Here is an 11,728-nt window from a genome sequence, read left to right as displayed (position 1 = left end):
GACACCTGGAGTCCCGAGGAGCCGATCAGATGGCCAACTTCTCCAAGTCGAACGTGCCCCAGTTCTCCGTCGAGGTGTACCAGAACGAATATCTGCCGGAGGGTGGTCGCGAGGTCAACGCGATCGTCACGGTCACCTCCACCGGGGGCGGCACCACCGGAGGCGTCCCGCTGCCCGGTGCGGCGGGGACGCCCACGCGCACAGCGGGGCAGGCACCGGACGCCGCCGTGGTGATCATGGTCGACTGCTCCGGCTCGATGGACTATCCGCCGACGAAGATGCGCAACGCCCGCGACGCGACGGCTGCGGCGATCGACACCCTGCGCTACGGCACCCGGTTCGCCGTGGTCGGCGGTACGCACGTCGCCAAGGAGGTCTACCCGGGCAACGGAAGGCTCGCCGTCGCCGACGCCCGGACCAGGGCCCAGGCGAAGGAGGCCCTGCGCGCGCTCAGCGCCGGTGGCGGCACGGCGATCGGCACCTGGCTGCGGCTGACCGACCGGCTGCTCGGCGCCGCCGATGTGGAGATCCGGCACGGCATCCTCCTCACCGACGGGCGCAACGAGCACGAGGCGCCGGAGGATCTGCGGGCCGCGCTCGAATCCTGCGCGGGCCGCTTCACCTGTGACGCCCGCGGTGTCGGCACGGACTGGGAAGTGAAAGAGGTCACAGCCGTCGCCTCCGCGCTGCTCGGCACGGCCGACATCGTCGCCGACCCGGCAGGGCTGGCCGCGGACTTCACGCAGATGATGGAGAACGCGATGGGCAAGGAGGTCGCGGATGTCGCGCTGCGGCTCTGGACCCCCGTCGGGGTCGAGATCAAGTTCGTGAAGCAGGTCGCCCCCACGGTCGTCGATCTGACCGGTCGCCGCACCGAGGCGGGTCCCCGCGCCGGGGACTACCCCACGGGTTCCTGGGGCGACGAGTCCCGCGACTACCACATCTGTGTACAGGTGCCGGAGGCCGGGATCGGGCAGGAGATGCTGGCGTCCCGGGTCTCGCTGATCCTCCCCGACCCGTCGGGCGGGGCGCCGCAGACACTGTCGCAGGGTCTGGTACGGGCGGTGTGGACCGAGGACATGGCGGCGTCCACCTCGATCAACCCGCAGGTCGCGCACTACACCGGCCAGGCGGAACTGGCACAAGTCATCCAACAGGGGCTCGATGCGCGCAAGTCGGGAGATTTCGACGGCGCGACCGCGAAACTGGGCCGTGCGGTGCAGCTGGCGTCGGCGTCCGGGAACGAGGACACTGCGAAACTGCTTTCGAAGGTGGTGGACGTCGTCGATGCCGCGACCGGTACTGTGCGACTGAAGGCGAAGGTCGCGGAGGCCGACTCGATGACACTCGAAACACGCTCCACCAAGACCGTACGCGTCAAGAAATAACCGCACAGCAGCACAGTCGGGCCACCCGGCCGGAGCGATCCACCGGGTGGCGAAGAGCAACAGCGAACGACGGCCCCCGGGGCCGGACGAGGAGAGGAGGAAGAGCCGACATGCCGACCTGCCCGAACGGACACCAGTCGGGTTCCGATGACTGGTGCGAGGTCTGTGGCCATCGCATGGCCGGGGCTGGCGCGCCCGCGGGTGCAGTCCCCCCGCCGCCTCCCCCGCCGCCCGCTCCCGGTTACGGCCACCCGCAGGGCTCCGGCCCGGGCACGCCCCAGCAGGCCGAGCTCTGCCCGCAGTGCCGCACACCGCGCGAGGCGATGGCGCCGTTCTGCGAGGAGTGCCGCTGGAACTTCCTCACGAACACCGCGACGTCGTACACGCCGCTGGCCCCGTCCCACAGCGTTCCCGGCCCGCCGCCCGGCCTCAACCTGCCGCCCGGCTTCCAGGCGCAGCAGCCGCCGGGTCCGCAGCAGCAGCGCGATCCGTTCGAGTACCAGGGGTCGCGGCCCTCGCAGGTGAACCGCCCGGCCGAGCCGCTCTCCCCCGAGCCGGGAAGCCGCCCCGGCCCCCCGGCGCCGGGTCCGCAGTCGCCGCCGCCGTTCCAGCAGGGTCCGCCGTCCGCGCCGTCCTTCCAGCAGCAGTCGACACCGCCCCCGTCGTTCCAGCAGCAGTCGGCACCGCCGCTGTTCCAGCAGCAGTCGGCGCCGCCCTCGTTCGAGCGGCCGGGTCCGCCCGCGCCGCCCGCGCCGCAGCCGCCGGCCCCGCAGGGGCCGCAGGCCGGTGGCGACGACGACTGGATGCTGTCACCGCCGTCCCGCACCGAGGCCCCGCAGCCGTCGGGTCCGCAGCAGCAACCGTCGTTCCCGGGCCGGGAGCAGAACGAGCCGCCCGCGAGCTGGACCGCGGTCATCGCCCCCGACCGTGAGTACTTCCTGGCGATGATGCAGCGCAGCGGTCCCGAGGCGACCGGGCTCAACCTGCCCGCGTACTCCCCGGAGCAGCAGCTCGCGCTCACCGGCAACCAGGTCACCGTCGGTCGCCGCAGGCAGAGCACCGGCGAGTCCCCGGACATCGATCTGTCCGTGCCGCCGGAGGACCCGGGCGTCTCGCACCAGCACGCCGTGCTGGTGCAGCAGCCCGACGGCGGCTGGGCCGTGGTCGACCAGAACTCGACCAACGGCACCACGCTCAACGGTGCCGAGGACCCGATCCAGCCCTATGTCCCCGTCCCGCTCCAGGACGGCGACCGGGTGCATGTCGGGGCGTGGACGACGATCACGATCCGCCGGGACTGAGAGCCTGCCGGGTGACCTCCGGCCGAAGGTCACCCGGCAGGCTCCGAACCGCGCTATCCGTCGGGCAGTGGCCAGGCGTACGGCCCCTCGGGGTCGTCCAGCCAGGCCCATTGCCGCCCGTCGCGGACCGTGATGCCGAACCTCTCCCGCTCGGGGCGCCGCTCGCGCTGCCAGAGGGAGAGGGCCTCGCGGGGGTCGAGGGTGGCCTCGGTCAGCGTCAGCAGGAACTGGAAGAGTTCGTTCTCGCTGACGCGCCTGGGCACTGTGCCGGTGTGCGGACGTCGCGCCGATCCCGGTGGTGTGCCGCGCAGTGGCACGAAGTACGCGGGCGTGTGCAGGAACCGGCCCTCGGCGTACTTCCCGTGCGCCGACTCCCGTACCCGCAGCAGGATCAGTCCGGTGGCGAACGGAGCCAGTATCAGTGCGCCCGGCCTGCACTGGTCCAGCCAGGCCTGCGGTACGCACGGCAGGGTGCAGGTCACGATGATCCGGTCGTACGGTCCGCGCGGGGGCCAGCCCCGTGTGCCGTCCCCGGTGATCACGGCCGGGTGGTAACCGGCCGCCGCCAGGTGCCGGCGGGCCGACTCGGTGATCTCCGGGTCGAGGTCGAGGGTGGTCACGGCGTCGTCACCGAGCCGGTGCGCGAGCAGTGCCGCGTTGTAGCCGCTGCCCGCGCCGATCTCCAGGACGCGCTGCCCGTCACGTACGTCCAGCTCTTCGAGCATCCGTGCCATCAGCGACGGCTGGCTGCTCGACGAGATCAGCTCGCCGTCCCGGATCCGGGTGGCCAGCGCTCCGTCCGCGTACGCCCCGCGCAGCCACTGGGCCCGCCTGACCGGGTCGGGGTCCTCGCACCACAGGCGGTCCCGTCCGCCGCCCACGAAGTAGTACGGCACGAACAGATGCCGTGGCACCTCCTCGAACGCGGCCAGCCATTCCGGGTCACCGAGCACCCCGCCGGCCACGATGCCGCGCACCATCGCCCACCGCTCCTCGGCGGCGGACGCGGCGAACGGATCCGGCTGCGCGTCGTCCATACCTCCACCTTCCTGCGCCGGGGGCCCCGGGGCCAGGAACCGGGCCGGGTCCGGGCCGTCCCGTCGCGGACGCCGTGCGGTGGGCGACAGCCCGCGGCGGGAGGACCGGGACCTGGTGCCGTGACCGGCAATGTTTGCCCCGTGAGGAGTGTCGTCCAGTGCGTGCGATCGCAAGGCGGCCGGGAGTCCTTGTAGCGGAGCTACCAGGATTTTTGGCCAACGCCGCGAGCGTGCGTGCTGGACGGCGCGACGGGGCAAAGCTTGCCGGGAGGGGACCTAGGACCCCGGTACTCGGCCGGTGCGTCTGCGACCATGGACGGGTGACTGAGATTCCGCGCGACACGCTGCAGGAGCAGACCTTCTACGAGCAGGTCGGCGGCGAGGAGACCTTCCGACGCCTGGTGCACCGCTTCTACCAGGGGGTCGCCGAGGACCCGCTGCTCCGGCCGATGTACCCGGAGGAGGACCTGGGACCCGCCGAGGAGCGGTTCCGGCTGTTCCTGATGCAGTACTGGGGCGGCCCCCGCACCTACAGTGAGCGGCGCGGACATCCGCGGCTGCGGATGCGGCACGTTCCGTTCCAGGTGGACCGGGCGGCGCACGACGCGTGGCTGAGCCACATGCGCGTCGCCCTCGACGAGCTCGGACTGGCGCCGGAGCACGAGCGGCGACTGTGGGACTACCTCACCTACGCGGCCGCCTCGATGGTGAACACCGGCGGCTGAGAACGCCCGCTGTTCCCCGCGCCGGGTGCGAAATGCGTTCCCCCGTCGCCGATTAACGGTCACGATCCCATCAAGGTGCACGCACAAGCGGTTTCCAACAGCGCGCATGTCCTGACAACATCCGTAGTACGCCGGGGGGCGTGTGTGCGGTGAGGGTTCAGGGGGGCACGTGTGACGGGGTTCGTCTTTCTGCGGGTGAGGGCCTATCGTCTCCTGCTCGCCGCCGCTGTCCTCGCCATCCTGCTGACCACCTCGGTACTCGCCGCGCTCACCGCGTTCTCCGGTTCCGTCGGCGATGCCGCGCTGCGCCACGCCCTCACCCATCGGTCGGCGTCCGCCGCCTCGCTCGTCGTGTCGGCGCAGGTGGCGTCCGCTCAGCGGGACGCGGCCGACGCGGCCGTCCGCAAGAGCGCCCACGACACCTTCGACGGCCTTCCCGTGACCGTCCGGACGCTGGAGACATCGGGTTCGTACGCGCTGCCGGACAGTCTGCGGGCTCCGGGCGGCCGGGACGGCGACCCCGACCTCACCCACTTCGCCTCGCTCGACCGCAGCCGCGTCCGGCTGACCGCGGGCCGTATGCCGGCGGCCGGGACCAAAAGGGCCGGCGATCCCGTCCAGGTCGCCCTGCCGCACACCGCCGCCGGCGCCCTGAAGCTGAGGCCGGGCTCACGGATCACCCTCACCGACCGGCTGGACGACAAGCCGGTCCGCGTCCTGATCACGGGCTTGTACGAAGCCTCGGACCGGACCGACCCCTACTGGCAGTTGGACGAGCTCGGCGGTCGCGGCATCCGCACGGTCGCCTTCACGACATACGGTCCGCTGCTCGCCGACCCTGCGGTGCTCGGTTCGGGACGGGTGAGTTCCGGCACGGTGTCCTGGCTGGCCGCCGCCGATTTCCGCTCGGTCACCACGGGGCGGACGGACACCCTGCACGACGCCGCCACGGCTGCTCCGAAGAAGCTGCGGGCCACCCCCGGGTTCAGCAGCGGGGCCACCGTGCGGACCTCGCTCCCCCAGGTGCTGGAGCAGATCGACCGGGCGCTGCTGGTCTCCCGCTCCACGCTGATGATCGTGGCCGTCCAGCTGGTGCTGCTCGCCGGTTACGCGCTGCTGCTGGTGGCCCGGCTGCTGAGCAGTGAACGCGACGGGGAGACCCGGCTGTTGCGCGCCCGCGGCGGATCGCGCGGCCGCATCACCGGGTTCGCCGCGATCGAGGCGCTGCTGCTCGCGCTGCCCGCCGCCCTCCTCGCCCCGCTGCTCGCCGGGCCGCTGACCCGGCTGCTCGCGAACAGCGGCGCGCTGGCCCGGATCGGGTTGCGGCTCGACGCGGGCGCGACCGCGACCGTGTGGCTGGTCTCCGCCGTCGCGGCGCTGACGTGTGCGCTGGCCGTCGTGGCGCCCGCGCTGGCGGCCGGTGCCGGGGAGCGTCGCTCCCGCCGTGCCGCGGCGCTGCCCGCGCCGCTCCGGGCGGGCGCCGACATCGGCCTGCTGGTGATCGCGGCGGTGGCGTACTGGCAGCTCGACCGCCAGACGACGGGCTCCGGCAGCGGTGCGCTGAGCGGTGACCGGCAGGGCGGTCTCGGGGTCGATCCGCTGCTCGTCGCGGCCCCCGCCCTGTTGCTGCTCGCCGGCACCGTGCTGACGCTGCGTCTGCTGCCGCCCGCGGCCAGGCTCGCGGAGCGCCGCGCGGCGGGCGGCCGGGGGCTGGTCACGGCGCTGGCCGGCTGGCAGTTCAGCCGGCGCCCGCTGCGCAACGCCGGACCGGTGCTGCTGCTGGTGCTGTCGGTCGCCATGGGCATGCTGGCGATCGGGCAGCGCACCTCCTGGGACCGTTCGCAGGGCGACCAGGCGGACTTCAGGGCCGGTGCGTCGGTGCGGGTCGTGGGCAGTGTCGAGAACGATCCGGCGCAGGCGGGCGCGTACGCGCGGCTGCCGGGCGTACGGGAGGCGGCGCCCGCGTTCCGTACGACGTTGGACCTGTCCGACGAACGCACGGCCGAGATCCTGGCCCTGGACACCGCGCACGCCGACGAGCGGATGCTGATGCGCGGCGACCTCGGTGACCGGCCGCGGGAGCGGCTGTTCGACTCGCTCGCCCCGCGGGGGACCGCACGGGCCGGACTGCCGTTGCCGCGGCTCGCCCGGAAGGTCCGGTTCGACGTGCGGATCACGGCGGCCGGGGCGCCCGCGCGGACGTCGCCGTCCCGCGCCGCGCCGCTCCTCACCGTGCTGCTGGAGGACCGTTACGGCTTTCCGTACCGGGTACCGGCCGGAACCGTCCCCGTCGACGGGAGAACGCACCCGTTCACGTTCGCGGTGGCGGCCGGGGGCGATCTCGCGGTGACCGGGTTCGAGCTGGACGGCAACCGGCCGTACGGCCGGAGCGAGTCCCACCGGGTCGACATCGGCACCCTCAGGTCCGTGTCGGCCGACGGCACCGAGCAGACGGTCCCGGTGCCCGACGGGTTCGGCTGGGACGCCACGCAGACCGCCACCGGATCCGGTGAGGCGGGCCCTGGCGATCCGGTGGACGCGAGGGTCTCCGCGAAGAGTCTGCTGGCCTTCGGATACCGCACCGGCTCGAACACGGGCTGGTCGTCATCGACGCCTTCCTTCTCCGTACGGGCCACCGCGCCCCTTCCCCCGGCTCCGGCGCTGAAGGCCGTGGCCACCGACGCGTACCTGCGCGCCGCCGGTGCGAAGGAAGGACAGGACGTCGACGTCACGCTGGCCGGCGAGACGGTCCGGGTGAAGATCGTGCGGGTGGTGCACCGCCTGCCGACCACGGGTCCCGGTACCGCGCCCGAGGCCTCCGCCGGCAGCGCCGACCAGCAGCGGGACGGCGGCGCCCTGCTGCTCGACCTCAGGGCCGTCGGCCAGGTCCTCGCGCATCGCCCGGGGGCGGTGCCGAACCCCGTCGAGTGGTGGCTGAGCACCGCCCCCGGACAGGCCGGGAAGGTCGCCGCCGCGCTGCGGGCACAGCCCTACACCGATCCGGCGCAGGTCCTGGTGCGCGACGAGATCGCGCGGGAACTGGTCGGCGACCCACTGGGCGCCGGGCCGCAGTCCGCGCTGCCCGCGGTGGCGGTCGTCGCCGCGGCCCTGGCCGCGGTCGGCTTCGCGGTGAACGCCGCAGGTGCGCAGCGCGAGCGGACCGCCGAGTTCGCCGTGCTGCGGGCACTGGGGACGCCGCGCCGACGGCTGACCCGGATGATCGCCGCCGAGCAGGGTGTGCTGATCGTGATCGCGCTGCTGGTCGGGGCCGCGCTCGGGGCCGTACTGAACCGTGCCGTCGTGCCGCTCATCGTGCTGACCGGACAGGCCACCGCGCCGGTGCCCCCGGTGCTGGTGCAGTTGCCGGCCGGGCAGGTCGCCGCGCTGCTGGCGGGAGTCGCCGCGCTGCCGCTGCTGATCGTCGTGTCCCTCGCATGGCGCGGCGCCGATCCCGCGACCTCGCTGCGCCACCAGGGGGACAACTGACATGAGTCCGCGCTCCGTCCGAGACCGTCGCGCCACGGCCGCCTGTGCGCCCTGGGTCCGTACCCGGTTGCGTACCGCACCCGGCACGGCCTGGGCGCTCGGGCTGCTGGTGCTGCTGACGGCGTTCCTCGCCGCCGCCTTCCCGCGTGCCGTCGACCGTTACGAGAACGAGGGGCTGCGCCGTGACATCGCCACCGCGGACCCCCGGCTCAGTGTGCTGGAGCTGAGTACGCCGCAGCCCGATCTGCAGGTGCCTCAGCCACAACGCGAGGAAGCGGTGCGCGCGGCCTCGCTGGCGTCCGTCCACCGCGCGGTGCTGTCCGGTCTGCCCGACGTGCTGCGGCCCGACACCGCCCAGTCCGCGTACGGATTCCGCACCGTGACGCCGATCCCCTCCGAGGAGGGCTGGCTGCCCCGGCCCTATGGCATCGACCCCCAGCTGACGTACGCGACCCTCTCGGCCCTCCCGGACCACGCCGCCCTGCGCGCCGGGGCGTGGCCCACCGCGCACGGCACGGTCACGGCGCACACACCGCAGGTGGAGGGCGCGGTCACCGAGGAGACGGCGAAGGCGCTGCGGATCAGGGTCGGCTCGACCGTCTCCGTACCGACCCAGGGCGGCACGCCGCTGACCGTGCGGATCACCGGCATCATCGCCCCGGAGCGCCCCGAGGCCACCTACTGGTCGGCCCAGCCACTGCTCCGGACCCCGTCGCTGGTAGCCAAACCGAAGGACCCCGACCCGCGTTACTACTGGATCGCGGCCGTTCTGCTGCCGCCGGACGCCGCGCCCGCGCTGCTCGCCACCGCCGCTCAGCCGGAGGCGTTCTGGCGGATCGCGCCGGACGCCTCCCCCCTCACCGCCACCGACGTGCCGGCACTGCGCTCGTCGATCGCCTCGCTGGAGGGCGGTCCCGGGCTGGTGGACATGCGGGCGGTGGCCGGTCCGAACGCCACGCTCGAGACCGACCTGGACGCGATCCTCGCCAGGTACGACACCCTGCGCGAGGCGATCGGCCCGATCGTCACGGTCGCCGCCGTGGGCATCGGAGCGGTCGCCGTGGTCGTCCTGCTGATGACGATCGGACTGATGGCCGGACGGCGCCGCGGCGAACTGGCCCTGCTGCGTGCGCGCGGCGGATCGCTGCGCGGCATCGGCGGCCGACTGCTCGCCGAGACGGTGGTGACCACGCTGCCCGCGGCGGCGCTGGGTCTGCTGATCGCCGTGCTGACCATCGGGGAAGCACGGCTGTGGCCCTCGGTCACCGGCGCGCTCGCCGTCGCCGCGTTCGTCTGCGTCGCCCTGCCGCTGCGTACGGCGCTGCCGCACCGCAGGCCGCAGCCGCACGGTGCCCGCGACGATCTGATGAGCGCCCGCCCCTCACGGCGGCGCACGGTCGCCGAACTCACCGCGCTGGTACTGGCCGTCGGCGCGGTCGTCGCCCTGCGCCGGCGCGGTACGGGCTCCGGCGACGGCGACCTGCTGGTCAGCGCCGCCCCCGTGCTCGTCGGTCTGATCGCCGCCCTGGTCCTCGTACGGCTGCTGCCGGTGCCGCTGCGTCTCGCCCAGCGCTCCGTCGCCCGGCGGCGCGGCGCGATCGGCTTCCTGTCGCTGGCCCGTGCCGGACGCACCTCGGCGGGCGGCGCGCTGCCGCTGCTGGCGCTGCTGCTCGCGCTGACGACGACGGCGTTCGGCGGTTCGGTGCTCGCGGGCATCGCGGACGCGCGGGACAAGGCGGCGGTACGTGCGATCGGTGCCGACGCCCGGATCGGCGGCCCCGGCAGCTCCGTGCCGCTGCCGGACCGTCTGGTCCGGGAGGTGCGGGAAGCGGACGGTGTCCGGGAGGTGGCGGCTGTGGGGATCGAGTACGACGTCACGCTGCCGTTCGACGGGACCGGGGACCAGCAGACGAAGAGCGCCACCCTGGTGGCCGTCGACCCGGCGACCTATGCCCGGCTGGCCCGCTCGACCGGCCTCGGGGCGTTCCCCGCCGACCGGTTGGAGGTCTCCGGCTCCGCGGTCCGGAAGGCGCCGTCGCAGGACCGGGTGCTGCCCGTCATCGCGTCGCCGTCCGTCGCCCGGCGGCTCGGTGACCGGCCGCGCGACTTCTCCGCGGCGGCCGGGAACTTCAGCGCGCGGGTGGCGGGTGTCGTCACCCGCACTCCCGCCGTCGCCGTCAGCGACTTCCTGATCGTCGACGCCGCTTCGCTCCCCCGCCCGCAGACCACCGACCTGCTGGTCACCGGCGGTTCCCCGGACGCGAAGGCGCTGCGCACGGCGGCACACCGCGCGGGCAAGGACGTCACCGTGCGGCTGCGCACCGAGGAACGCGGCACGTTCGTCGACACTCCCGTGCAGCGGGGTGCCGGGGAGATCTACGCGGCGGCGATCGTGGCCGGGGCGGGCTACGCCCTGCTGGCCGTCCTGCTGTCGTTGCTGCAGACCGCCCCGGAACGCACCGCCCTGCTGGCCCGGCTGCGGACCATGGGCCTCACCTCCCGGCAGGGCAGACGGCTCCTGGGGTTCGAAGCGATGCCTCAGGCGCTGCTGGCGGCCGTCGGCGGGCTGCTCGTCGGCTGGGCGACGACCGCCTTGCTGGCGCCGGGCATCGACCTGGTGGGCCTCGCGCTCTCCACCGGATCCGGAGCCGCCGCACCCGACACCGTCCCGCTGCGGACCGACCCGTGGTCGCTGGCGCTCCCGGCGCTCGGCGTGGTCGTTCTCACCGCCGCGGTGGCCGCCGTCCAGGCCTGGTGGGCCGGCCGCCGCGGACCGATCACCGAACTCAGGTCAGGAGACCCCCGATGACGTCGCCGTCGACCGCCACCACACTGGCCGAACTCGAACAGCGGGCCGCCGCCCGCCGCGACCGGCCCTCGTACGGGCACGACGCGCTGATCGCCTGCGACCGCCTGGTCCGCATCTTCTCCGCGGACGGGGTCGAGGTGCAGGCGCTCCAGGGCCTCGATCTGCTGGTCACCGAGGGCGAGTTGATGGCCCTCGTCGGCGCGTCCGGCAGCGGCAAGTCGACCCTGATGAACATCCTGGCGGGCCTCGACGTGCCCACGGCCGGGTCGGCGAGGGTCGCGGGCTGCGATCTGCTGTCGATGGGCTCGAAGGAACAGCTGCGCTACCGCCGGGACGTCGTCGGGTTCGTCTGGCAGCAGACCGCCCGCAATCTGCTCCCGTACCTCACCGCCGTGCAGAACATCACCCTGCCGATGCAGCTGCGCGGCCGGGGACGCAACCGTGAACGGGCCGAGCGGGCCGAGTCGTTGCTCCGGATGCTGGGGCTGGAGGAGTGCCGCGACCGCCGCCCGCAACAGCTCTCCGGCGGCCAGCAGCAGCGGGTGGCGATCGCCGTCGCGCTCGCCAACCGCCCTTCGGTGCTGCTCGCCGACGAGCCGACCGGTGAGCTCGACTCGGCCTCCGGCGAGCAGGTCTTCGCCGCGTTCCGCCGTGCCAACGAGGAACTCGGCACCACGATCGTGATCGTCACGCACGACCACGCGGTGGCGAGCGAGGTCCGTCGCACCGTCGCCATCCGGGACGGCCGTACGTCCTCCGAGGTGCTGCGCCGCACCGAGGTCGACGCGGCGACGGGCCTGGAGTCCCAGGTGGCACGCGAGTACGCGATGCTCGACCGCGCGGGCCGCCTGCAACTGCCCGCCGACTACACGGAGGCGCTCGGGATGGAGCACCGCGTGATGCTGGAGCTGGAGCAGGACCACATCGGGATCTGGCCGGACGACCAGCCGCGCCCGTGACGGCAGTTGGTGGGGCCAGCCCC

7 protein-coding genes are annotated in these 11,728 nt (G+C 73.7%); 6 read left to right on the top strand and 1 reads right to left on the bottom strand.

Features of this window, described 5'->3' with window-relative positions:
* Positions 1-29: 29 nt before the first annotated feature.
* On the top strand, positions 30-1,388 hold the full coding sequence (locus ACIQCZ_RS08580; protein WP_402280758.1) for a VWA domain-containing protein: 1,359 nt from the start codon (positions 30-32) through the stop codon (positions 1,386-1,388).
* Positions 1,389-1,498: 110 nt separating this feature from the next.
* The gene (locus ACIQCZ_RS08575; RefSeq protein ID WP_402280756.1) at positions 1,499-2,689 is read left to right on the top strand and encodes an FHA domain-containing protein; all 1,191 of its coding nucleotides are present in this window, start codon (positions 1,499-1,501) and stop codon (positions 2,687-2,689) included.
* Positions 2,690-2,742: 53 nt separating this feature from the next.
* Here ACIQCZ_RS08575 and ACIQCZ_RS08570 read toward each other — a convergent pair whose 3' ends face one another.
* Entirely contained in the window at positions 2,743-3,726 is a 984-nt protein-coding gene (locus ACIQCZ_RS08570; protein WP_402280754.1) for a methyltransferase domain-containing protein, read from the bottom strand.
* Positions 3,727-4,046: 320 nt separating this feature from the next.
* Between ACIQCZ_RS08570 and ACIQCZ_RS08565 the strand changes: the two genes are divergently transcribed.
* From ACIQCZ_RS08565 to ACIQCZ_RS08550, 4 genes are all read left to right on the top strand, one after another.
* The gene (locus ACIQCZ_RS08565) at positions 4,047-4,451 is read left to right on the top strand and encodes a globin (RefSeq protein WP_351080412.1); all 405 of its coding nucleotides are present in this window, start codon (positions 4,047-4,049) and stop codon (positions 4,449-4,451) included.
* Positions 4,452-4,622: 171 nt separating this feature from the next.
* Positions 4,623-7,937 carry an FtsX-like permease family protein gene (locus ACIQCZ_RS08560; RefSeq protein ID WP_402280752.1) on the top strand — a complete coding sequence of 1,105 codons (3,315 nt, stop codon included), beginning with the start codon at positions 4,623-4,625 and terminating at the stop codon, positions 7,935-7,937.
* Between the two features lies 1 nt (position 7,938).
* Positions 7,939-10,746 (top strand): FtsX-like permease family protein, encoded by a 2,808-nt coding sequence (locus tag ACIQCZ_RS08555; RefSeq protein ID WP_402280750.1) that lies wholly within the window; start codon positions 7,939-7,941, stop codon positions 10,744-10,746.
* Entirely contained in the window at positions 10,743-11,705 is a 963-nt protein-coding gene (locus tag ACIQCZ_RS08550) for an ATP-binding cassette domain-containing protein (RefSeq protein ID WP_402280749.1), read from the top strand. Before ACIQCZ_RS08555 ends, ACIQCZ_RS08550 begins: the two co-directional genes overlap by 4 nt.
* Positions 11,706-11,728 lie beyond the last annotated feature (23 nt).

The organism is Streptomyces sp. NPDC093149 (assembly GCF_044754145.1).
Taxonomy (GTDB): domain Bacteria; phylum Actinomycetota; class Actinomycetes; order Streptomycetales; family Streptomycetaceae; genus Streptomyces.
This window is presented reverse-complemented; position numbering and strand designations above follow the sequence as displayed.

Bases quoted from the DNA above. Each gene is read 5' to 3' on its own strand.
- ACIQCZ_RS08580 (WP_402280758.1), top strand. From the start codon at position 30: ATGGCCAACTTCTCCAAGTCGAACGTGCCCCAGTTCTCCGTCGAGGTG.
- ACIQCZ_RS08575 (WP_402280756.1), top strand. From the start codon at position 1,499: ATGCCGACCTGCCCGAACGGACACCAGTCGGGTTCCGATGACTGGTGC.
- ACIQCZ_RS08570 (WP_402280754.1), bottom strand. From the start codon at position 3,726: ATGGACGACGCGCAGCCGGATCCGTTCGCCGCGTCCGCCGCCGAGGAG.
- ACIQCZ_RS08555 (WP_402280750.1), top strand. From the start codon at position 7,939: ATGAGTCCGCGCTCCGTCCGAGACCGTCGCGCCACGGCCGCCTGTGCG.
- ACIQCZ_RS08550 (WP_402280749.1), top strand. From the start codon at position 10,743: ATGACGTCGCCGTCGACCGCCACCACACTGGCCGAACTCGAACAGCGG.